This is a genomic window from Pedobacter sp. (assembly GCF_031119335.1).
Classification (GTDB): Bacteria; Bacteroidota; Bacteroidia; order Sphingobacteriales; family Sphingobacteriaceae; genus Pedobacter.
Map to the genome: position 1 here is coordinate 291,002 of NZ_JAVHXT010000003.1, position 22,473 is coordinate 313,474.

The 22,473-nt window shown below is 38.4% G+C and carries 20 protein-coding genes and 1 tRNA gene; 12 read left to right on the forward strand and 9 right to left on the reverse strand.

Annotated elements, in window-relative coordinates; all coding sequences use genetic code 11:
- Positions 1–7: 7 nt before the first annotated feature.
- From REI64_RS05140 to REI64_RS05170, 7 genes are read right to left on the reverse strand one after another with little or no spacing between them, the layout of a single operon-like run.
- Entirely contained in the window at positions 8–730 is a 723-nt protein-coding gene (locus REI64_RS05140; protein WP_308849032.1) for an MBL fold metallo-hydrolase, read from the reverse strand.
- A gap of 11 nt (positions 731–741) precedes the next feature.
- On the reverse strand, positions 742–1,494 hold the full coding sequence (locus REI64_RS05145) for a 3-oxoacyl-ACP reductase family protein (RefSeq protein WP_308849033.1): 753 nt from the start codon (positions 1,492–1,494) through the stop codon (positions 742–744).
- Between the two features lie 5 nt (positions 1,495–1,499).
- The gene (locus REI64_RS05150; protein WP_308849034.1) at positions 1,500–2,720 is read right to left on the reverse strand and encodes a DUF4380 domain-containing protein; all 1,221 of its coding nucleotides are present in this window, start codon (positions 2,718–2,720) and stop codon (positions 1,500–1,502) included.
- Positions 2,717–3,955, reverse strand: coding sequence for an MFS transporter (locus tag REI64_RS05155; protein WP_308849035.1), 1,239 nt, complete (start codon positions 3,953–3,955; stop codon positions 2,717–2,719). Before REI64_RS05155 ends, REI64_RS05150 begins: the two co-directional genes overlap by 4 nt.
- A 16-nt stretch (positions 3,956–3,971) precedes the next feature.
- Positions 3,972–5,489 (reverse strand): calcineurin-like phosphoesterase family protein, encoded by a 1,518-nt coding sequence (locus tag REI64_RS05160; protein ID WP_308849036.1) that lies wholly within the window; start codon positions 5,487–5,489, stop codon positions 3,972–3,974.
- 19 nt (positions 5,490–5,508) lie between these two features.
- Entirely contained in the window at positions 5,509–7,245 is a 1,737-nt protein-coding gene (locus tag REI64_RS05165) for a RagB/SusD family nutrient uptake outer membrane protein (RefSeq protein ID WP_308849037.1), read from the reverse strand.
- A gap of 22 nt (positions 7,246–7,267) precedes the next feature.
- Positions 7,268–10,375: a TonB-dependent receptor gene (locus REI64_RS05170; RefSeq protein ID WP_308849038.1), complete on the reverse strand. Its 3,108-nt coding sequence runs from the start codon at positions 10,373–10,375 to the stop codon at positions 7,268–7,270.
- 202 nt (positions 10,376–10,577) lie between these two features.
- Between REI64_RS05170 and REI64_RS05175 the strand changes: the two genes are divergently transcribed.
- Positions 10,578–11,603, forward strand: a complete 1,026-nt coding sequence (locus REI64_RS05175; protein ID WP_308849039.1) for a GntR family transcriptional regulator — start codon at positions 10,578–10,580, stop codon at positions 11,601–11,603.
- Between the two features lie 214 nt (positions 11,604–11,817).
- On the opposite strand, the gene REI64_RS05180 is transcribed toward REI64_RS05175, so the two are convergent.
- Positions 11,818–11,891 (reverse strand) — tRNA-Ile (locus tag REI64_RS05180).
- A 67-nt stretch (positions 11,892–11,958) separates the two neighbouring features.
- Between REI64_RS05180 and REI64_RS05185 the strand changes: the two genes are divergently transcribed.
- The 6 genes from REI64_RS05185 (at position 11,959) to REI64_RS05210 (ending at position 16,442) form a co-directional block, all read left to right on the forward strand.
- Entirely contained in the window at positions 11,959–12,594 is a 636-nt protein-coding gene (locus REI64_RS05185) for an HAD family phosphatase (RefSeq protein ID WP_308849040.1), read from the forward strand.
- Between the two features lie 27 nt (positions 12,595–12,621).
- Positions 12,622–12,939: a DUF962 domain-containing protein gene (locus REI64_RS05190; RefSeq protein WP_308849041.1), complete on the forward strand. Its 318-nt coding sequence runs from the start codon at positions 12,622–12,624 to the stop codon at positions 12,937–12,939.
- Positions 12,940–13,117: 178 nt separating this feature from the next.
- Positions 13,118–15,391: a catalase/peroxidase HPI gene (gene katG, locus REI64_RS05195; RefSeq protein WP_308849042.1), complete on the forward strand. Its 2,274-nt coding sequence runs from the start codon at positions 13,118–13,120 to the stop codon at positions 15,389–15,391.
- 197 nt (positions 15,392–15,588) lie between these two features.
- A complete protein-coding gene (locus REI64_RS05200; protein ID WP_308849043.1) occupies positions 15,589–15,738 on the forward strand; it encodes a hypothetical protein in 150 nt (49 codons plus the stop codon).
- 116 nt (positions 15,739–15,854) lie between these two features.
- Positions 15,855–16,247, forward strand: a complete 393-nt coding sequence (locus tag REI64_RS05205) for a GreA/GreB family elongation factor (RefSeq protein WP_308849044.1) — start codon at positions 15,855–15,857, stop codon at positions 16,245–16,247.
- Positions 16,248–16,319: 72 nt separating this feature from the next.
- Positions 16,320–16,442 carry an alanyl-tRNA synthetase gene (locus REI64_RS05210; RefSeq protein ID WP_308849045.1) on the forward strand — a complete coding sequence of 41 codons (123 nt, stop codon included), beginning with the start codon at positions 16,320–16,322 and terminating at the stop codon, positions 16,440–16,442.
- A 70-nt stretch (positions 16,443–16,512) separates the two neighbouring features.
- Here the strand turns inward: REI64_RS05210 and REI64_RS05215 are convergent, their stop codons facing one another.
- Positions 16,513–17,697, reverse strand: a complete 1,185-nt coding sequence (locus REI64_RS05215; RefSeq protein WP_308849046.1) for a proline dehydrogenase family protein — start codon at positions 17,695–17,697, stop codon at positions 16,513–16,515.
- Positions 17,698–17,789: 92 nt separating this feature from the next.
- Here REI64_RS05215 and REI64_RS05220 point away from each other — a divergent pair, with 92 nt between their 5' ends.
- The 5 genes from REI64_RS05220 to REI64_RS05240 all read left to right on the forward strand — a co-directional run bounded on the left by REI64_RS05220 (position 17,790) and on the right by REI64_RS05240 (position 22,341).
- Positions 17,790–17,996, forward strand: coding sequence for an RNA-binding S4 domain-containing protein (locus REI64_RS05220; RefSeq protein ID WP_308849047.1), 207 nt, complete (start codon positions 17,790–17,792; stop codon positions 17,994–17,996).
- Complete coding sequence (gene aroB / locus REI64_RS05225; RefSeq protein ID WP_308849048.1) at positions 17,996–19,054, forward strand: 3-dehydroquinate synthase; 1,059 nt, start codon at positions 17,996–17,998, stop codon at positions 19,052–19,054. Before REI64_RS05220 ends, aroB begins: the two co-directional genes overlap by 1 nt.
- 5 nt (positions 19,055–19,059) lie before the next feature.
- Positions 19,060–19,989 (forward strand): sterol desaturase family protein, encoded by a 930-nt coding sequence (locus tag REI64_RS05230; protein ID WP_308849049.1) that lies wholly within the window; start codon positions 19,060–19,062, stop codon positions 19,987–19,989.
- A 255-nt stretch (positions 19,990–20,244) separates the two neighbouring features.
- Positions 20,245–21,078 (forward strand): prephenate dehydratase, encoded by an 834-nt coding sequence (locus REI64_RS05235; protein WP_308849050.1) that lies wholly within the window; start codon positions 20,245–20,247, stop codon positions 21,076–21,078.
- A 120-nt stretch (positions 21,079–21,198) separates the two neighbouring features.
- Positions 21,199–22,341, forward strand: coding sequence for a chorismate mutase (locus REI64_RS05240; protein WP_308849051.1), 1,143 nt, complete (start codon positions 21,199–21,201; stop codon positions 22,339–22,341).
- The last annotated feature ends 132 nt before the right edge of the window (positions 22,342–22,473 follow it).

A 22,473-nucleotide genomic window follows, 5' to 3' on the forward strand; every position in this document is an offset into this window, starting at 1 on the left:
TTTTAAATTATAGATTAAATATTTTAGCAGTTCCCGGCTCCATCAGTTCGCAAGTCAGGCCAAGTTCTTGAATAGATTGATTGAAAAAATCTGGTGCTACGGTATTCGATTCGAACATGCCGTAGTGCATGGGCATAGCAGCTTTTGGTCTAAATGCTTTTACTACTTCTACCGCTTCTTCGTCAGTCATATTTCCCAATTTTCCGTTGATGCAAATCATCATTAAAGACAAACCTTCCTGTATCTCTTTTTTTAGCGAGGGAATGAGTTGAGCATCCAATAACGTATCGCCAGAAATATAGATTTGATGTTTGTGATAGGTAAAAACAAAACCAATGGAGTATGCATCGGTATGAAAAGCGGGCACAGCATTTACACTAAAAGTGCGTGAATGATATATTTCGCCTTTATTTAATACCTGAAATTGCTTTGGGTTAAAACCTAACCTAGCGTAATGTTCGGCTACACTGTTTGGGCCTAAAAATTTGCAGATTGGATAATAGCTTGTTAGGGCAGTCACCGTTTCCTCGTCAAAATGATCGGCATGGTCGTGGGTGAATAGCACATAATCTGGGCGCAATTCTTCCGAAACAATAGGAATTGCGATCATTCGTTCTATCCCTCTTGCAGCCAAACTGTTTGACAAGTATGGATCTACAACTACCCTTACTCCATCAAATTCAAACAAAAAGCCCCCCTGTCCCAACCAAATTACTTTTAAGGTTTCCATTTTGCTCATCGTTATCTGATATACATTCCACCATTGATATCAATGGTCACACCAGTTAAGTATTTAGATTCATCGGCGCACAAGAAAGCAACTACATTGCCCACATCGTCAACCGAGCCTAAACCTAAGGGAACAGTTTTCGCCAATTGTTCTACTCCTTCTTTTCCATGTATTTTCTCTAGCAATTCGGTATGGATAATGCCTGGAGCAACCGCGTTAACCGTCACGTTATATGAAGCGCCCGTTCTGGCCAAGGTTTTCATTAAACCTAACTGACCGCTTTTAGATGCTGCGTAATGTGCATGGCCGTACAAAGCACCTTGTTGGGCAACCAAAGAGGAAACAAACACAATTCTGCCTGAATTTTGTGCCTTAAAGATTTGCATTGCTTTTTTTGAACAGAGAAACCCGCTACCCAAATTAACCTCCATCATCTTATTCCAATCTTCGAAATCCAATTCGAAAATATCTTTAGCCTGCGAAGTACCTGCATTATTGATAAGAATATCTAACTTGCCATAGCGATCTGCGATTTCTTTGAATAGCCTTTCTACCTCGACTTCCTTACTTACATCGGCGTTAATCATTATTGCTTCTACGCCTAATCCTTTCAGTTCGTTTAGCGTTTCTTCCGCAACTTTATCATCGCCAATGTAATTGCCTATGATAGTTGCCCCTTTTTTGGCCAATGCTATGGCAATGCCCTTACCAAGCCCCTGCGATGCACCCGTAACGAGTGCAATTTTATCTTTAAATTCGTACATATATTTTAATCAGCCCTCTTATTGCTTTCTTTTGTTTCTGTTAATGTTACCGATAGCTCGTCTACATGAAATGTCCCGATATCAATTTTTAGCTCTATTTTTAAAGGATGGTTAGGATCAGCTTTAAACTCTTCACGATAGTGCTGTTTCCCACTTTTAGTATCTTCAATATTCAATTCCATAGCTTTCTCCTCAAAAAAACCATACGAGGCCGTTACTACCACAAAGCCTCCCTCACCTAAAACAGTAAGTGGCACACAAGTAATTCTATCTCTATTGACCTGTTGAATGGTATCTCCCAATGCAATGGTAGACACCCCAATTTGATAAGAGAAAGTAGCCTTTTGCTGAGGCTGGATAGGTTTTAATGGTGATAACAGCTCAATTTCCAGATAAGGTGGATTTTGATGGATATTATTTGGAAACTCTTTAATGATGTTCCTAGAGTAGATCATTCCCCTGCCCTGTGTCCATATTTGTACGGTTGAGTTATCTGGATAAGGCTGGCCTAATTCCGTTTCAAAAAAATTGACATATACCTTTCCGTTTTCCTTGTTTAAATAAGCTACCCATCCTTGGTCGCTATCGGCAGCTATCTTTCCAATCAGATATTGAAAATTGAGCTTAAGTTGTTTATTTTCTATTCTTATTTGAGGATTATTGACCAAGCCATGCATTACATAAAAACCTGTAGCATAACTACTTTTTTCTGCCAATGGCAAAATGAGTTCGTAAGAATTATTTTCAAAATTTTCTGCATGCAACTGTGCTACTGGCCAGATGGCCCACTCTTTCACTTCCCCACTTTTATTTTCAAACACACAATCTACCTGAATAATCGTATTGCTATCATTAATAGAAACTGTTCTTGAAACCTGCAGACCTGTATATGGATCGACCTCGCTTTCCAGATAAAACTCGTTTCCATTTTTCTCTAACGCAAATACACCTCCATCCAAAACCACATCTGGTGGACCTGGCCAAAGTGTCTTCTTACCCCATCCTTGTGGGGCAGGCCAAAGCTTTTCACCACCATAATTGATCCACTGCCCCGCAGACGCTTTTTCTCTATAGTTTTCGGTAATGATATTTGATGGATTATTGAACAAGAATGAATAGCCATCTAGGCTGATTTGCATGATCCTTCCACCAATTTCGGGCACAAACTGAACCTGAAGCCATTTGTTGACACCTTCTACTACCTTGAAATAATCTCGAAAACTCATTTTTTAAGTGTTAGTTGTAATTTTTCGAAATCCTTTTTATAAAACCTGCGGTAACCGATAAACAGTATAATTGCGCAAACCAACCAAACTACCGACAGCAAAGAAATACCCGAAGCCAAACCTATCTGCGGCTTTAAATAGCCCAATACCAAAGGTGAGAGTGAGCCTACTGAAAATCCTATCATCTGCATCATGCCCGAAGCCGAAGAATGGTATTTTTCTGGAATTACATCGAATAGCACGGAGTAAGTGTTGGCATCGAAAAATGCCCTGGCAAAACCAAAACCTGCCAAACCAATGTAAACGGGCAATAAGGTGGTAGACTGCCCAACCAACAAAATAAACGGTATAGCAGCCAACAAGCCTATTGCCTGTAGCAACATTCGTTTCTGTGGATATCGTTCGGCCAGTTTATCAGAAAATTTTCCGGCAAAGAAGATGCCTACAAAAGCGGCAATATGTGTAAAAAACATCGACATAAAACCTGCCTTAGAAAGTGATAGGGAGAAGTTTTCGTAAAGATAAGTAGGTGTCCAAGTAAGGTAGCCCACCAAAACAAATATCAATCCGCTAAAAGCGATGGTAAGAATGAGTGCCGTAGGAGTTTTGAACAGAATTAATATGGCCTCTGTTAATTTAGGTTTCTCTTCTTCGGTTGTTGGTTCACTCTTTTTATCCTTCAACCTAAAAATCATATAGATACCATGAACAACTCCCACAGCCCCAAAAACATAAAATGCATTACGCCAGCCCCAATTTTCGGCAATATAGCCAGCTAAAAAGCCACTGGCAATAATACCCACATAATAGGCTGTTTGATGGATAGACATGGCAAATGCCCTCGTTTCTTTATGATAACCTGCCAACAGGGAATAGTTTGCAGGCCCAAACATGGCTTCGCCCAATCCCGTGGCCGTACTTCTAAACAAGATGAACATCAACAAAGTAGAACTGATACCTGTAAGCATGGTTGCCCCACTCCATAAAATGATACTAAAAATGATGATCCATTTCTTGCTCCAGCTATTTCCTAGAATGCCTGAAATGGGAACAAACAGTGCGAATACCAAATTAAAGATTGTGGCTATCAATCCAATTTCTACATCAGTTAGGTGCATATCGGCCTTGATAGAGGGCAACACTACATTGAATATTTGCCTATCTGCCTGATTTAAGAAAAATGCAATCCATAAAAGGAAAAGCACTTCCCATTTGTATCTCTTATTGGTGTTCATCTTTAATATTGCGTGTTTAATAATTAAGGAATGCGCTTAAACCCGAAATCATTTGTGTTTGTTGATATACATTACCAAAACGATCGGTTGCCTTGACCATATATTGTGCACTGGCATTTTGTGGTCTGTAATGAAAAATATGATCTGGTCTTCTAAACCATGTGGTTGAGGTGTTTGGCGTTGCAGGTTCTGCCTTGCCCAATCCTTTAAAAAACTGATAAGCCGCTTTATCATAATCTTCCATTCTACTCATATCTCCAGTTTCTACACCATTTTCAAAAAATTCTACTTTCCATGCTTCGTCTACATTCCATACATTGGCAGTAACATAACCAGAAAGATCGCCAAAAGAAAAGGCAGGATACATTCTTATCTGATAGCTTTTATCGAAGTTGGTTGACTTGTAGTACCAATTGCTTATAGTTTTATCAGAAATTTGGTACACACCATAACCATTCGGCGTACCATCGGCATTGATAGTTCCTGTCCACCAAGCACCGCACGCAGCACCATGTACATGTTCGTAGGTATTGGCGGAAACCAGTACATTTTCATTATAGTGCGTATGTCCCGACATCACATGTACTTCTTTAAACTCAGACATCAGCGCCTGTGCATCTTTTAACCTAGCTACGCTGCTGCCATTACGTAAAGGGATATGTACAGCCAAAATTAGGAGCTTGTCTTTATCTACAAATTTCAAATCGTCCCTTAACCATTTAATTTGTTGCTCGGTAAAGCCTGCCGTATAGTTTTGCTGCCCAGTGTACAATACATCGTCCATGACTACAATATGTGCATTGCCCCTATCAAAAGAATAATTAACCGGACCAAAAACATCCTCATAACCCATCATTGCATCAAAGTCATTATTGGTGGTCTGTAGGTGATCGTGGTTGCCAATTACCGGAAATAACTTGATATGATCTGATTTTACCGAGGTTTTCATAGGCTGCAGTAACGAAGGTGCATCGTAGATGATATCGCCCAACATCAATCCATAAACATTGCTATGTGTTTTTGCCGAGTTGTTAATATCTACCATCGACTCTTTTTGGAAACGCCCCAAATCTGTATTGGTTCTTACTTGTGGATCGGCAATGGCATAAAGTGTGAAATCTTTTTCAATGCCATTTTCCAGCATCTCCAATGCAAAATCTTGTCTAAAGATAGCTTGCTGTTTATCAATTTTCACATAAAAATCTGGCAAACCATCTTTCATCTGCACTTTTGCTATAGCTGGAATAACATAATGAACAAATCTTGCATTAGAAGCACGACTTAGCTGATAGACGCCTTTTTCATCAGTCTGTACTACGCTGTAACCATCACTTACGGCAACGCCCTTAAGAGGTTGCTTTGTTTTTGCATCGGTAATGATCCCAACTAGGTTCATTCCTAATTTAACATCTATGCCTTCTAAATTTGTCTGGGGTGGCTTGGTTGGTTCAACCACTGGGTCTTTCTTTTTAGAACAGGCTATTAAACCACAGCAGAGAAGTATCAGCAATCTAAATTTTACAGTATTCATCATGACTATTCCAGCTTATAGATTAATAATTAGGATTCTGCTTCAAATTAGGGTTGATTAATATATCTGATGCAGGAATAGGCCACAAATAGTGCTTATTCTTATCAAAAACCCTAGTTGATAGTTTTCTAATTAACGATTGGTTCATCGTTGCAAAATTTGGCGTACCATCGTCATCAATGTCTGGTGTGCCCGGAAAGAACCATAAGCCAGGTACCACCAATTTAGTACGCAGATCGTTATTAGCTGCCAACAACCCGTAATTAGGTCTATTCATTACTTTTTCTGCTAATTTCCAACGTCTAATATCAAAATACCTCAATCCTTCGAAAGCCATTTCCATTCTTCTTTCCATTCTTAATTGCTTCCTTAAAGCTACTTGTCCAGTTACAGTAACCGCAGGATAGCTTGAAGTCTGTCCAACAGCTACACCATAGGCTCTTGCCCTTACCTGGTTAATGGCATCCAATACAGAAGCATCAATATCATTAAGCTCAATTTTGGCCTCGGCATACATGAGCAATACATCTGCGTAGCGCATCAATATTTTATCTGGTGCAGCCTGCAAATCATCAGTCCAATCGCCATCTATCCCTTTTTTCAATACCAGTCCGTTATAAGAAGCGTATTGGTCTCCAGCTTTAGAGTCTTTGTTGGCGATATAAATGCCACTGGCATAACTCCATACCCTAGAAGAATCTGGATGTGGCGAATAAGTGAAACCCAAATGCGGTTTATCGAACTCAGCAATAGTTGCCGTACATCTAGGATCTCTGTTTAAAAATGGCTTACGTGGATTGTAAAGAGGCGATTCGTCAATAGGTTTGCCATCTGTACACAGATAAGAACAGAAAAGATCCCATGATGGATTACCTGTACTGGTTCCTCCTACCGTTCTTGGCAAGTAGGCAGTGATATTCCCTCCCCTTAAAGCAGCATTGAAATCTGCACTTAATTCAACCGATCTAGGAATGATAAATACTGACTCTACAGCATTTTTTGTTTTCGACAAAAAAAGTTCCGAGTATGAGGGATATAAACGATATTTCTGCAGCTTGATACATTCATCGGCAGCAGTTTTAGCAGTTTGCCAATCTTCCATATACAAGGCTATTCTTGCTTTCATAGCGTAGGCAGCTCCTTTTGAAACCCTTTGCACCTCACTTCCACTAAAATCAACAGGAAGGTTTTGGATGGCATAATCAAAATCTTCATATACCTTTTGTAGCGCCACAGTCCTTGCCGTTCTGCCCATTTTAAAGGCTTCCTCTAGCTCTAGTTCCTCATTAAAATATACAGGATCTCCAAAAAGTGTAATAATTCTTGAATATTGGCATGCCCTAACAAATCGGGCGGTAGCTACATATTTGCGATAATCTTGATCGCTAAGGTTAGCTTTTGCCCTGTCAATATTTGCCAATATGGTGTTGGCACGACTGATGGCCTTATAACTGTATGACCAAATACCCCCAACCATTGCCGTTTGGCTATTGAAAGTGCCGCTGGTAAAAGAGAGTAAAGTTGTTCTATTGGTCCAATCATCTGCCAACTCATCAAAAGCTGCTGTAGCTGTTGGTATTTCTGTTTTTACTACTGGCCAAAACTGGTGCAAGAACAATGTATTTAGGCTCATTTCTATTTGAGCTTTGTTGGTGTACCAGGTTTCATTAGAGGCCTCTGATAAGGGATGTAAATCTAGCTTGGTGCAAGAAGTTAATGCTGATATCCCTAATATCGATACTAAATATCTTAATTTCATTTCTTTAAAGATTAATAATCCACTATAGTTTAACTGAAAGTCCAAATACGATTGATTTGGTAATTGGATAGCCTGTACGGCTCACTTCTGGATCCCAGCCTTTAGGATACTTGCTGAAGGTAAAATAGTCTGTAACGTTGGTATACAGTCTAGCACCCTTAATTAAGCTCTTTTGTCCGAAAACATGATCAAAAGTATAACCTAAAGAAATATTCTTTATCCTTAAATAAGATCCATCAAACAGCCAATAATCAGACATGGCATAGTTGTTATCGCCGGTAGCATCAGATAGTCTAGGATATTTGGCTGCTGCATTTTGCGCTGCATTGTTGTAAACACTCCAATAGTTGCCATCTACAAAATCGGGTATATTGTACCATTGTGCTCTCAACGGACGCACCATTTCTTCTGTTAGCAATGCCGTTTGTTTAGCTACGCCTTGTATTACCATCCCAAAATCGAAATTCTTATAAGAAGCAGAGATATTTGCTCCAAAGAGATAACGAGGTAAAGAACCACCTAACAATACCCTATCAAATTCTGGAGAAATCACGCCATCAGGCACGCCATTTGGACCGCTGATATCCATATATTGTAGGTCTCCAGCGGTAATGGTATTGGCCGTACGAGGAGAATTAGTAGCACTTTGCGCACTCTGATAGATGCCTACACTTTTGTAACCATACCATTCATTAAACTCACTACCTTTAAACTTTACCTGGTTGCCCAAGAACTCAGTGCCCTTTAAATCTCCCATTACAGATCTATAGTCTGATAGGTTAGCTGAAACCGAATACCTGAAATCGTTTACCTTATCGTTCCAACTCAACTCCAGATCCCAGCCCTTGGTGTGCATCCTGCCCGCGTTCTGTTGCGGATTAGAGAAGCCCATATAGGTAGGAATTTGTAACGCCAACAACATATCTTTAGTAGTTTTCTTATAAACCTCAAACGAAACACCTAATCTGCTCTTCAAAAACTGCGCATCTACACCCAAATTGGTAGACTCAGTGGTTTCCCATGAGATATCCCTAATCACATATTGATAGGCCGAGGCTCCTTGTACGCCTGTCACATTACCGCCTTGATACAGCACTGGTGTATTAAATTCTAAGGTAGACTGGTAAGGATAATTACCAATACGCTCGTTTCCTAACTGCCCCCAAGACCCTCTCAATTTGAGGTAAGAAATTGCCGGAATATTTTTCATGAACTTCTCTTGACTGATTACCCAACCTGCAGAAACCGATGGAAATGTTCCCCAACGATTATCTTCATGAAACCTTGAAGAACCATCATACCTTAAATTAGCTTGCAGGTAATATTTATTATCATAATTGTACATTAACCTACCGAAATAAGAACGATATGCATATTCATAAGCATTGCCAGAGTTGTTAACAAAATTCTTAGGTCCTGCATCTAAATATCCATAATAAGTCATGCTGTACTGATCTCTTGAAGCTGTAAGACTTTCGTAGAAAGAATAGAAATTTTCATAGCCAGCCATTGCATTTAGGTTATGTTTACCAAACGACTTGGTATAATTTCCAATCAATTGAGTGGTAAACTTTTTATTATCTCCCCTAGACTCTAACAGGCTTGTTGTATTTGCCCCTTGAATAAAACCCGAAACAATAGAAGGATCATCATATTGAGTATAAGGAACCGCCAAAGAAAAGTTCTTAGATTTCGAAAAGTTGTACTCTGGCGAGAAGATAACCGACAGCTTTAAGCCTTCTAACGGCGTAACATCTAATACGCCACGTCCACCCAATTGGGTTCCTCCTTTATCTATCTTACCACCGTATCTTAATAATCCGTAAGGATTTGTACCCGTTTTACCTTCGGCTAAACGACCATCAAGATATTCGGCAGCATAAATTGGCGCTGCATAACGCATTTGTGCCGACGGACTATAAGAAGGATTTACATTCTTTTCTATATTAGAAAAAACATCTACCGAAGTTGAAATAAATTTATTGATCTTGATATCGTTGTTAATCCTTGCCGTTACACGATCGTAGGAAAGATTATATTTAAATAAACCTCCAGAATTATCGTAACCGATACCAATTTTAGTCCTACGCTTTTCATCTCCCCCAGATATGCTCAGGAAGTGATTATGTCTTAAAACATTATCTTTTAAGATGTAATCTAGCCATTTGGTATTTGGATACCTATCTGGATCTTGCGCATTCAAGGCATCATAATCGGCAATCAATTGCTGAGGATGTATAGAATATTCGTTGTTTGGAAGATTGGCAATCTGGTTCCATGCCAATTCATTCTGCATTTGCATATAGCGGGTTGCACCCACAAAATCGGGCATATTGGTTGGTCGCTCTATAGCCGAAAATGTAGAATAATCTATGTTAACGCCAGATCTGCTACCACGTTTGGTTGTAATAAGGATAACACCAGCGGCAGCCCTAGAACCATAAATAGAAGAAGAGGCTCCATCTTTAAGCACCGAGATTTGGTCTACATCTTGTGGATTAACATCATTTATACTGGAAACAGGTACACCATCTACAACCACCAGTGGACTACTTTCCTGAATGGAAGTAACGCCTCTAATTAATATAGAAGCTCCAGTTCCTGGCGCAGAACTAGATCTGCTTACAGTAACACCTGCCACAGCTCCTTGTAAGGCTTCAGAAATTTGGGTGGTATTACGTTTACTTACTTTTTCTCCGCTAACCGAACCAACCGCACCGGTTAAATCTTTTTTAGCCACCGTTCCGTAACCAATTACCACTACTTCGTTCAAATCGTTCTGCGAACTTTCCAGAACCACATTGATTTCTTTCTTACTACCAACAAGTATCTCCTGGGTAACATAGCCTATAGCAGAAAACACTAATACATCGTTGGCAGAAATACCGCCAATAGTGAAAGTACCATCACCATCGGTCATCACTCCCTTGTTTTTAACATTTTTTACCGAAACCGATACACCTGGTATTACACCCGTAGCATCTTTAACTGTACCCCTTAACTGTGTTTGAGCGTAAGACAGGTTGCTCAGTAGTAAGAGCATAAGAACAAGCACCGAGTGCCATTTCCTACTTTGCAGCAAACGCCTTAACACAAGACCCTTGCAAACCTTTTTGTTCATTTTTTTCATTTAATCTCAATTTTGCATAGCTTTATCCGCTTTAACCACTGTAGTGTGGTGTGGTGCAAAAATGCAAGCTATAGATTAGATTTAAGTTTATATTTGGTTAAGTTTTTGTTATCAACACCAAAACTGTAGTGTAGTGTGGTGTGGTATTCAAATGTAGAATTTAGTTTTTATTTCTACAAACTTTTTTATTTTTATTTCCGATATGATATTTAAGATCGAGGCAGATTCTGCCGTTCCAGTATATAAGCAGCTTCTAAACTCCTTTGAGGAGCAGCTCAAAAACCAACAGTTGAGCAATGGAGATATTCTACCTTCTATGAATGTGCTGAGCCAGCATTTGGGTATTTCTAAAGAAACCGTAAAAAAAGCCTATACTATTTTACGTGAGATGAACTATATAGAATCTAGTCATGGAAAAGGTTTCTACGTTAACGTAACAAAAAATATAAACCAAAAAGTATTAGTTATTTTTGATAAGCTTTCTGCCTATAAGTTGCTTACTTATCAAGCATTGAAAGAATCGTTAGGCTACAGTGCCGATATTAATATCATTTTGCACGACCAAGACATTGAGCTTTTTGCCCAAATGGTTGAAACTAACTTAAACAACTACGATTTCTTTATTATCTCTGCAAATTTTAAATTAGAGAAAACTATACAGGACAAGTTGGTGCAGGTGCTAAAACGTATCCCAAACCGAAAATTATTGTTGTTAGATAAATTAGTAAACCAACTACCAGGAAATTTTGGAGCAATTTATCAGGACTTTGAAAATGATGTTTACGATGCTCTTAGCGAAAAAGCCAAACTAATAACCAAATACGAAAAGGTAAACGTAATCTGCTCTCCCAATAGTTTATACTATACACTAATATCAAAAGGGATACAGAAATTCTGCAAGGAACACCAACTAAGCTTCTCAAACTTCACCAATTTTGATGCTGAGAATATTCAGCCCAATGAAATATATGTGGTACTTAACAGACAGCTCGACGAAGAACTTTTTAGTATCTTAAAGATGGTAAAACAGAAGAATTATAAATTGGGTAAGGATATTGGAGTTATCTCTTATAATGAATCTCCTATCAACGAATTTATATTAGATGGACTTACCGTACTATCAACAGATTTTACAGAGATGGGCTTGTTAGCCGGAAATATGATTAAAGAAAAATCCTTGCGAAAGATCAGAAACAAGTTTGAATTGATTGTTCGTAAGACTTTATGAAAATTGCTAAATGTTTTGTGTGTACCTGTAACCATATTATAGATAAATTTAGATCTTAGCTATTAGTACGGCTTTAGAATGAATGTACTATCCAGGTTCTGCAAAAGAAATCGGTATTTAAATTTTGTAGTTGAAAACATAAAAACGAAAATTAAGGACAGGCTATAAAGTAATTTTACAACAAAAAAGCCACCCAAATTAATGGATGGCTTTGTGGGCCATGATGGGCTCGAACCATCGACCAAAAGATTATGAGTCTTCTACTCTAACCAACTGAGCTAATGGCCCATCAAAAACGTATGTTGTTTTTGCGAGTGCAATGTTACATATTTGCAGCGAATTTTGGAAACACTCAATGGAAAAAATTAAAAATATTATTTTCGATTATGGCAACGTGATATTTGCTATCGACTTCATAAGAACTCAAAACGCTCTATCACAATTGGGTATCCCCAACGTTACAGATTTTTTTGCGCATAAGGGGCATAATCAATTATTTGACGATTTTGAAACTGGCAGCATCTCTCCTGCCCAGTTTAGAGATGGTATTAGAAAAGTTGCCGATAAATTAGACCTCACAGATCAACAAATAGACGATGCTTGGAACAGCCTTTTACTAGGTGTATCTGGCAACAACCACGACGTTTTGTTAGAAGTAAAACAAAAATATCGCACCTTCCTGCTCAGTAACAATAACAAAATTCATTACGATTGGATCATTGCTTACTTGCAGAAAGATTTTGGCTTCAATAACTACGACGATTTCTTCGAACGAGCATATTTCTCTCAAGACACTACCATGCGCAAACCTAATGTAGAGATCTTTGAGATGGTTTTGAAAGAAAATAACCTAAATCCTGAAGAAACTGTGTTTATAGACGACAGCCCACAGCATATTGAAGGCGCTAAAAAAGCTGGATTAAATACCTTGCTTATGGACGTTCATCCAGAGAAACTACGTGATTTTTTAGTGCATCACCAATTATTATAGTTAATTTTAGGGGTAATCCGTAAATGTATGAGCACCAAAAAATACAAATCTCTACAAGAGTTTTATCCCTTTTATCTTAGCGAACATCAAAATACCACCAGCAGAGTACTTCATTTTATAGGGACAGCATTGGTTGTTATCTCTTTAATTGGCGGTATATTATTTCACGATCTACGTTTTCTTATAGCCATCCCATTTTTGGGCTATGGCTTTGCATGGGTTGGCCACTTCTTTTTCGAAAAAAATAAACCTGCAACTTTTCAATATCCTGCGTACAGCTTAGCCAGCGATTTCATGCTGTTCTGGGATTTACTTAACGGCAAGCAATCTTTTAAGGTGAAATAGCTTCTGCCTATTTGCCTATAGAGAAAAGCACTTTGACATCATCAATTGCTTACCGTACCTTTAAATAACCAAAAGGTATGGACATAGCAAACAAAACAAACAAGCGAAATGTCTTTTCAATAGCATTTATAGCTATCGAAAAAATACCATACATCGTTAACTAAAAAATTAATAAAGCATGGAAAATAACTCTCAAGACATCAGCAAATGCCCGTTTCACAATGGTAGCATGAAAAGCAACGTTGGTGGCAGCGGCACCAAAAATCGTGATTGGTGGCCAAAACAACTTAAATTGAACATCCTACGCCAACATTCATCTTTGTCTAACCCAATGGGAGATAATTTTGATTACGCAGCGGCTTTCAATAGCTTAGATTACGAAGGTTTAAAAAAAGATCTACATACGCTAATGACCGATTCGCAAGATTGGTGGCCAGCGGATTTTGGACATTACGGTGGTTTATTCATTCGTATGGCCTGGCACAGTGCAGGTACCTACCGCGTAGGCGATGGCCGTGGTGGCGCCGGACAAGGACAACAACGCTTTGCACCATTAAATAGTTGGCCAGATAATGTAAGCTTAGATAAAGCTCGTAGGTTACTTTGGCCTATTAAACAAAAATATGGCAACAAAATATCTTGGGCAGATTTGATGATCTTAACAGGAAACGTAGCCTTAGAATCGATGGGTTTTAAAACATTTGGCTTTGCTGGTGGCAGAGAAGATGTTTGGGAAGCAAGCGAGGATGTATATTGGGGCTCTGAAACTACATGGCTTGGTAACGAAGAACGCTATTCTAGCGGAGCCGAAGGTGTTAGTGGACGTGGTGTACTCGTTTCTGACGATGATGCCGATGGTCAAAAGCACTCACACGACTTAGAAAAACCACTTGCGGCAGCGCACATGGGGTTAATTTATGTAAATCCAGAAGGACCTAATGGAACCCCCGACCCAATTGCAGCAGCTAAAGATATAAGAGAAACTTTTGCACGTATGGCAATGGATGATGAAGAAACTGTTGCTTTGATTGCTGGAGGTCATACTTTCGGTAAAACTCACGGTGCGGCTTCTTCAGAACATGTAGGCAAAGAACCTGAAGCTGCAGGTTTAGAGTCGCAAGGCTTTGGCTGGAACAACAGCTTTGGTACCGGCAAAGGACCTGACACCATTACCAGTGGTTTAGAAGTAACTTGGACAACCACGCCTACACAGTGGAGCAACAACTTCTTTGAGAACTTATTCGGTTTTGAGTGGGAGTTGACTAAAAGTCCGGGTGGCGCACACCAATGGGTAGCCAAAACAGATCAGGAAATTATTCCAGATGCTTTTGACCCCGCTAAAAAACACAAACCAACCATGCTTACTACCGACCTTTCTTTAAGGTTCGATCCAGCCTACGAAAAAATCTCAAGACGTTTCTTAGAAAATCCTGATGCTTTTGCAGATGCTTTTGCTCGTGCTTGGTTTAAGTTAACACACCGTGATATGGGACCAAAAGCCCGTTATCTTGGTCCAGAAGTACCAGCCGAGGAATTAATTTGGCAAGATCCTGTGCCAGCAGTTAATCATATATTAATTGATGAAAACGATATCACCTCTTTAAAAGGTAAAATACTAGAAACTGGTTTATCTGTCGGAGAATTAGTTTCTACCGCTTGGGCTTCGGCATCTACTTTCCGGGGCGGCGACAAACGTGGTGGTGCCAATGGTGCCCGTATTCGTTTAACTCCTCAAAGATATTGGCAAGCTAATAATCCAGTGCAGCTAGATAAAGTTTTAAGCGCTTTAGAAAGTGTACAGAAACAGTTTAACGATAGCCAAAACAGTGGCAAAAAAGTTTCCATCGCCGATTTAATTGTATTAGCTGGAGCTGCAGGGATAGAAAAAGCTGCTAAAGATGCAGGTCTAAATATAGAAGTTCCTTTCACACCAGGTCGTACAGATGCTTCTCAAAATCAAACGGAGGTTTCATCTTTTGCATTCATGGAGCCAGTTGCCGATGGGTTCCGTAACTACAAAAAAGGACGTACAGTCGCTTCTACGGAAGAATTATTGGTAGATAAAGCGCAGTTATTGACCTTAACATCACCAGAATTAACCGTATTAGTTGGTGGCTTACGTGCTTTAAATGCAAATTATGATGGCTCTGCTCACGGAGTATTAACAAAGACACCTGGTCAATTAACTAATGATTTCTTCATCAACTTACTAGACATGAGCACCGCTTGGAAAGCTACTGGTCAAGATAAAGAAACTTACGAAGGTGTTGATAGGAATACTGGAGCAACCAAATGGACTGCTACTCGTGCCGATTTAGTTTTCGGTTCAAATGCAGAGTTAAGAGCTATCGCCGAAGTTTATGCCAGTGCAGATGCTAAAGAGAAGTTTGCAAATGATTTTGTAGCCGCATGGAACAAAGTGATGAACTTAGACCGATTTGATTTGGCATAGGTCACAACCTTCTAAAATATCACGTCGTCATTTCGAAACGAAACATAGTGATTGAGAAATCTAGCAACAATCTAACTATTGCTAGATTTCTCCTCCTTCGTTGTCGAAATGACGACTTTGCTTATACCAAAGTCCTCCTATTGTAACAAAAGCTTTTCTTTTTGCTTTTCTCCTTTAACAAAAGCATCTTTGTTAAAATGAGCAACAACAATACATCAGAAATAAAACCTAGCTTCTTGAAAAAGAAGAAGGAGATTGTATTGTCTTTCGCTCTTCCATCAACGCTATTTTTGAGCATCACTATTAATCCAATTGCTTTAAACGAGAGCAAGGATTTTATTAACTAAACCCCGATTTCAGCATTTTTCTTTTAAGGATCTCGGGGAATAACCACCTACGATTTTAATTCTATGCCTTCGGCCTAACAGCCCAAGGCTATCTATTCATTAAATTTTCATATCAAATGGAAACAAAATCAATTTTATTATCAAAAAGCGATTACAAATTTTTAAACGAGCATCTGGAAAAAGCTGTGATGAGCGACTACAACAAGTCTAGATTAAGAGAAGAAGTTAAAAATGCCAAAATATTTGATGACGACAAGCTTCCAACTGATGTTGTTTCGCTTTACACGGAGGCTAAGATAGAAAGCACAAGCAATGGTCAAACTTTTGTATTTAAACTCGTTTTACCTAAAGACGCTAATATAAAACAACAAAAAGTATCTATCTTTGCGCCTATCAGCATTGCCTTATGGGGTTACCAAACCGGCGACCTTATAAATTGGGAAATGCCCGATGGCATCAAAGAGTTCAAAATCATTTCTGTAAGAAAACTTGCAGAAAACGAGCACTAATATTTAAACAGCTAACTTTCTAACGTTGGTGTCCTCGCCAACGTTCAAATTATAAATTTCAACCGTTAAGTTATGAAGACAGAACGTTCAGAAAAACTAAAAAAGTGGATTAAAAAGCTTGGCTTTTGGGGCTTTATGTTCTTTTTAGTAAAGGGCTTGGTTTGGTTAGCTGTTGGTTATTTTATTGTGAAGTAAGTTGCAAGCATCAAGTTTTACAGGATGATTAGCTAAACTGAGCAAATAACGTAAAACTTGATATTCGACACTAAATCCCTCTCCTAGTCTTCTCTTTGCTAATTAAACCTAACTCTCTACCGGTTTGCCCAGCTACAGAAGTATTTTCTTGTGCTCTTCTAAATAAGTAAGGCATTACCGCTTTAATCGGTCCATAAGGAACGTATTTTGCAACATTATAACCAGCATTAGAAAGGTTGAAGCTTAGATTATCGCTCATCCCCAAAAGTTGGGCAAAATAAACGTGGGGATGGTTATGCGCTATCCCCTTTTCATCAATTAGTTCGGTTAATAAACGACTACTTTCTTCATTATGTGTACCACAAACAAAGCCAATTCTATCTATGTTTTCTACACAGAAACGCAATGAAAGGTTATAATCTCTATCAGTTGCTGTTTTATCTGGCTGTATTGGCGATGGGTACCCTTGCTCTTCGGCACGTTTACGCTCCTTTTCCATATACGCACCACGAACCAATTTAGCTCCTAAAACAAAACCGGCTTCTTTTGCAATGAGATAGTCGGCTTCCAAACCTGCTAGCTTATCATGGCGGTAGATTTGGTAGGTATTAAAAACAATCAGTTGTTCTTTATTGAACTTCATCATCATTTCTATCGCCAACAAATCAATGGTGTCTTGTATCCAAGTTTCTTCCGCATCTATCATTACTGGTACCTTTCTTTCAAAGGCTGTGCGACAGATTTTCTCGCAGCGTTGCTTTACTCGGTCAAATTCAGCGGTTTCAATTTCAGTCAGCTCTTGTTTGGCATCTAATTTTTCCAATAATGCAAATCGGCCAATGCCAGTAACTTTAAAAACTGTAATCGGTATTCTTGGATCGCCATCTGCACGCTCAATAGTTCTGATAATTTCTTCGCAGGTAAAATCGAAAACATGCTCTTCATCCTCACCTTCTACAGAATAATCTAAAATTGTTCCAACTTTTCCTTGATGCAACTGCTCAATGGTGTGCTCACATTCTGCAATGGTTTCGCCACCGCAAAACTGTTTAAAGATGGTTGCTTTAATGGCTCCTTGTATCGGCAAACCAATATTCAGCATAAAATTAGCTACCGGAGGACCAATTTTAGTTAGAAAATTACTTCCAATCATCTTAAAAAGCCAATACGCTTGTTTCAGTTCACCGTTAGATTTGTGTTTAAAAGCTACTTCAGTATTGTTGAAGTCTATTTTTTGCTTGGGAAAAGCATCCATTTTTTATAAGTATTAGTCAGAACGCTGCAAAAATAGAAATAACTAGGCTACCTAGCACGAAAGACTTTCAAATAATTGTAAATTGCGCCGTTATGATACAATTTAAACTAGAAGGGGAATTTATCCCACTAATTGCATTGTTAAAAGCTACTGCACTCGTTCAAAGTGGCGGAGAAGCACAATCTATTGTAGAAGAAGGACTTGTAAAAGTTAATGGAGTTACAGAAGAACGTAAACGCTTAAAGGTTCGTGTTGGTGATAAGGTTCAATTTTTGAGTAATACTATAGAAGTAATTTAATGGAAGCTTTAAAAAACAACGACCATTTTATCCATTTCGAAAGTGGATTAGCACCATTGAATGATATTCTTGCTGCAAAAAACTACAGCAAAGTTTTCGTTTTTGCAGACTCTACCACAGCTGAAGTTTGTATACCCGTATTTCAGGAGTTTTTACCTGATTTAGATAATTTTGACATCATAGAAACCGACCCGGGAGAAGAAAACAAGAACATTGATTTCTGCATAGGCATTTGGAAAACCTTATTAGATTTTGAGGCGGACCGTAAGTGTTTGATGATTAATCTTGGCGGTGGCGTAATTACCGATATGGGTGGTTTTGTTGCTTCTACCTACAAACGCGGTATCGATTTCATTAACATTCCTACTACCCTGCTTTCGCAAGTAGATGCTTCTGTAGGTGGTAAAACAGGTATCGATATTGATAATGTGAAGAATATGGTAGGTACTTTCAGTTTGCCACAGGCTGTATTTATCGAAACCAAATTCTTGCAAACTCTGCCGCAACGTGAATTATTATCTGGCTTCGCCGAAATGATTAAGCATGGTTTAATTGCGGATGCGACTTATTATCAAGAACTAAAAGAAAGCGATTATACAAACATTAGTGCAGCAGCCATTTATCATTCTGTGAAAATTAAAAACGAGGTGGTATTGGCCGATCCGTTTGAAAGAGGTTTACGAAAGATTTTAAACTATGGTCATACTATCGGCCATGCCGTAGAGGGATATGCCTTAGTAAATGATAAAAAACCTTTAACCCACGGCGAAGCCATAGCAATTGGAATGATTTGCGAGGCTTATTTATCAGTGAAATACTGCAACTTATCTCAGGATGAGTTAACCGAAATTGCCAGTTATATCCTATCGTTGTATCCAAAATACGAAATTAAACCGAAGAGTTTTGAAGATCTGATGGTACTAATGCAAAGCGATAAAAAGAATGAGGATGGTTTTATCATGTTTTCGTTGCTGGACCAAATTGGAAAATGTGCTTTCAATTGCAAAGTGACTAAGGAAGATATTTTTAATAGTTTTACTTACTACAATAGTTTGTAATAAAAATGACGTTTACCGGAAGTGATATTTCTGTAGGCACACTATTTAGTTTTGTGATCGTTTTGACCATAGTTGAGATGTATTTCAGCTATTCTCATGATAAAAAGCTTTATACTAAAAAAGATACCTGGACCAACATTTATTTAATGGTCTGTGCCATATTGGTAAACTTAACCATGAAGTTTGCCACTTTCTATTTATTGAATTATTTCTACGATTTTAGGCTTTTTGAGATACACAATCCATGGGTGTACTGGATTGTTTTGGTACTTGCGCAAGATTTGCTTTATTGGTTTTTACACACCGTGGGGCATAATGTGCGTTTTTTTTGGGCTATGCACGTTACCCATCATTCGTCAGAACATTTTAACCTAACTACGGGATTTCGTTCTACAGTTTTTGAGCCTTTTTACAGAGTATTTTTTTACTTGCCTTTAGCTTTTATGGGTTTTAACGCTATGGATATCATGTTTGCCTATCTTATCACGCAGATTTATGGCAACTTGGTACACACCAGAACCGTGGGAAAACTCCATCCAGTTTTTGAATACATCTTCGTAACACCTTCTCATCACAGAGTTCATCACGCTTGTAACATCCGTTATTTGGATAAAAACATGGGTATGGTACTTATTCTATGGGATAGAATGTTCGGTACTTTCCAAGAAGAGTTACCTGAAGACGAAATAAAATATGGTTTAACTACACCACCTGAAGATAAAGGGGCTTTTAACATTATTTTTCACGAGTTTTTAGCTTTAAGTAAGGATGTAAAAAAGGCGCCAGCTTTTTCTGATAAGCTAAAATATATCTTTAATCCTCCTGGTTGGAGCCACGATGGCAGCACTCAAATTGCGAAAAAAATGCAAAAAGAGCTACTAGAAGTAGAAAAGGAAAGCCACTACATTGGAAACAGCGTTAAAACTTTCAGTTAAAATACCGTTTCGTTATTTGGTTCAAAAACCACAAAATAAAATTATTTTCATTTAACTATTGACAAATTAAATTTGTTGGTGTACATTTGACACCAGAAGACAAAAAATGAATTTTAACACTACATATTGGTTTGGTTACTTTTACTACTTTAGTAAGAGCCAGGGCTAGTATGCAGAAAAATATATAAAAGATATTTAAAATGTGTAAAAAGGTCCTGGCTAAAAAGTCAGGACCTTTTTTTGTTTAGCGCAATTATGAAGACAAAAACAAGGGTAGCCATACAAGGTATTAAAGCATCATTCCACGAAGAGGCAGCGTTCAAATTTTTCGGTAGAGATATTGAAACAGTTGAGTGCAACTCGTTTAAACAAACCTGCGATGTATTGGATGACGATAAAGCTGACTATGTAGTAATGGCAATTGAAAACTCTATTGCTGGTAGTTTATTACCCAACTACACTTTAATTAGAGAATACAATCTTGCCGTTGTTGGCGAAGTTTACCTACCTATCCAGTTACACTTATTGGCATTACCAGGTGTAAAATTCGAAGACATTAAAGTGGCTACATCCCACCCTATCGCCATTAGGCAATGTGTAGATTTTTTCGAGGAATTTCCTCAAATACAAGTAATAGAAGGAAATGATACTGCCGCTTGTGCTAAAAAAATAAAAGACGGACAGCTAAAAGATACTGTCGCTATTGCCAACGCCTTAGCTGCAGAAACTTATGGCTTAGATATCATTGAAAGAAGAATAGAATCTAATAAAAAGAATTTCACCCGTTTCTTAATTCTTAGAAAAGACAAAGCTGAAGTGGAAAAAGGGATCAATAAAGCCTCTATCTGTTTTCAGGTTGGTCACCACGTTGGTGCTTTGGCTCAAGTACTTCAAATCTTTGCAGAATTGAATGTTAATTTAACAAAAATACAATCTATGCCAGTACTTGGTCGTAGAAACGAATACTACTTTTATGTAGATATCGAATGGAAAAGCATAGAAAACTATGATACCGCCATTAGAAAAGTGTTAAAGTACACTGTGAATTTCAACATCATGGGCGAATACATTAAGAACGACAAAGTATAGGTTAACTGTTTAAACTGCGGATTTGGTTAACTGTCAACAGTACAATTAACCAATTTCAACAATTAACCAATTAACCTCAACAACAATAAAGCAATTTAACAATACAAATTATCCTAAAAAATGAAACTTAATTTAAACATCGAGCCTTTAGAAAACTGGCTAACGGCAAACAACCAGCCTTTATTAATCTCTGGACCTTGTAGTGCAGAAACTGAAGATCAATTATTAACTACTGCACATTTACTAGCTGCTACTGGCAAAGTAAGTGTTTTAAGAGCTGGTATTTGGAAACCTCGTACTCGTCCGGGAGAATTTGAAGGAATTGGCAGTATTGGTTTAGAATGGTTAAAACGTGCTAAAGCAGAAACTGGATTACCTACAGCGGTAGAAGTTGCTAATGCAAAACACGTGGAAGAAGCTCTAGCTGCTGGCGTAGATATCCTTTGGATTGGTGCTCGTTCTACTGTAAACCCTTTCACAGTACAAGAAATTGCTGATGCTTTACAAGGACACGACATCCCTGTTTTGATTAAAAACCCAGTAAATCCAGATTTACAATTGTGGATTGGAGCTATTGAGCGTATCAATAAGGCAGGAATTACCAAAATTGGTGCTATTCACCGTGGTTTCTCTTCGTTCGAGAAATCTTCGTTCCGTAACGAACCAATGTGGGAACTTGCTATCCAATTAAAAACGCTTTGCCCAGATTTGCCAATCATTAACGACCCAAGTCACATTTGCGGTAACCGTGAACTAATTCCTTACATTTCTCAAAAAGCGTTAGACTTAGATATGCAAGGCTTAATGATTGAGTCGCACTTAGACCCATCAGTAGCCTGGACAGATGCTAAACAACAGTTAACTCCTGCCGCAGTAAGCGAATTAATGGACCGTTTAACAGTTCGTGAGCCAGAGTCGGCAAACGAAGCTTTTGTAGATAAATTAGCTGATTTACGTAAATCAATTGATAAGATTGATGATTTGTTACTGCAAAAATTAGGTGAGCGTATGTCTATCGTTGAGAAAATTGGCGAGTACAAACGTGATAACCAAGTAACTGTATTGCAAGTTAATCGTTGGGATGAAATCCTTAAAAAAGGAACTTCATTTGCTAAAGCTTTGAAATTAGATTTGCATTTTACTGAGAAATTCTTGGAATTGGTACACGGCGAATCTATCCGTAAACAAACTGAAATTTTAAACGCTGGCCAAGCTACTCAAGCAGGAATTGCAGCTGAGCAACACACAGAAGTAAAAGCTTAAGGATTTTACTCATTTTTTAGGATAAAAATGCTTCAGTGTTCCGTCATTTCGACGAGGAACGAGGAGAAATCTAACAATTTGCTAGATATCTCACCCGAAGAATTATCGGGTTCGATATGACGGAACAACTGA

What these genes read in the sequence shown, in the direction of transcription:
- REI64_RS05140 (WP_308849032.1), bottom strand. Translation starts at nt 730, where the DNA reads ATGGAAACCTTAAAAGTAATTTGGTTGGGACAGGGGGGCTTTTTGTTT.
- REI64_RS05145 (WP_308849033.1), bottom strand. Translation starts at nt 1,494, where the DNA reads ATGTACGAATTTAAAGATAAAATTGCACTCGTTACGGGTGCATCGCAG.
- REI64_RS05150 (WP_308849034.1), bottom strand. Translation starts at nt 2,720, where the DNA reads ATGAGTTTTCGAGATTATTTCAAGGTAGTAGAAGGTGTCAACAAATGG.
- REI64_RS05155 (WP_308849035.1), bottom strand. Translation starts at nt 3,955, where the DNA reads ATGAACACCAATAAGAGATACAAATGGGAAGTGCTTTTCCTTTTATGG.
- REI64_RS05160 (WP_308849036.1), bottom strand. Translation starts at nt 5,489, where the DNA reads ATGATGAATACTGTAAAATTTAGATTGCTGATACTTCTCTGCTGTGGT.
- REI64_RS05165 (WP_308849037.1), bottom strand. Translation starts at nt 7,245, where the DNA reads ATGAAATTAAGATATTTAGTATCGATATTAGGGATATCAGCATTAACT.
- REI64_RS05170 (WP_308849038.1), bottom strand. Translation starts at nt 10,375, where the DNA reads ATGAAAAAAATGAACAAAAAGGTTTGCAAGGGTCTTGTGTTAAGGCGT.
- REI64_RS05175 (WP_308849039.1), top strand. Translation starts at nt 10,578, where the DNA reads ATGATATTTAAGATCGAGGCAGATTCTGCCGTTCCAGTATATAAGCAG.
- REI64_RS05185 (WP_308849040.1), top strand. Translation starts at nt 11,959, where the DNA reads ATGGAAAAAATTAAAAATATTATTTTCGATTATGGCAACGTGATATTT.
- REI64_RS05190 (WP_308849041.1), top strand. Translation starts at nt 12,622, where the DNA reads ATGAGCACCAAAAAATACAAATCTCTACAAGAGTTTTATCCCTTTTAT.
- katG (WP_308849042.1), top strand. Translation starts at nt 13,118, where the DNA reads ATGGAAAATAACTCTCAAGACATCAGCAAATGCCCGTTTCACAATGGT.
- REI64_RS05200 (WP_308849043.1), top strand. Translation starts at nt 15,589, where the DNA reads ATGAGCAACAACAATACATCAGAAATAAAACCTAGCTTCTTGAAAAAG.
- REI64_RS05205 (WP_308849044.1), top strand. Translation starts at nt 15,855, where the DNA reads ATGGAAACAAAATCAATTTTATTATCAAAAAGCGATTACAAATTTTTA.
- REI64_RS05210 (WP_308849045.1), top strand. Translation starts at nt 16,320, where the DNA reads ATGAAGACAGAACGTTCAGAAAAACTAAAAAAGTGGATTAAAAAGCTT.
- REI64_RS05215 (WP_308849046.1), bottom strand. Translation starts at nt 17,697, where the DNA reads ATGGATGCTTTTCCCAAGCAAAAAATAGACTTCAACAATACTGAAGTA.
- REI64_RS05220 (WP_308849047.1), top strand. Translation starts at nt 17,790, where the DNA reads ATGATACAATTTAAACTAGAAGGGGAATTTATCCCACTAATTGCATTG.
- aroB (WP_308849048.1), top strand. Translation starts at nt 17,996, where the DNA reads ATGGAAGCTTTAAAAAACAACGACCATTTTATCCATTTCGAAAGTGGA.
- REI64_RS05230 (WP_308849049.1), top strand. Translation starts at nt 19,060, where the DNA reads ATGACGTTTACCGGAAGTGATATTTCTGTAGGCACACTATTTAGTTTT.
- REI64_RS05235 (WP_308849050.1), top strand. Translation starts at nt 20,245, where the DNA reads ATGAAGACAAAAACAAGGGTAGCCATACAAGGTATTAAAGCATCATTC.
- REI64_RS05240 (WP_308849051.1), top strand. Translation starts at nt 21,199, where the DNA reads ATGAAACTTAATTTAAACATCGAGCCTTTAGAAAACTGGCTAACGGCA.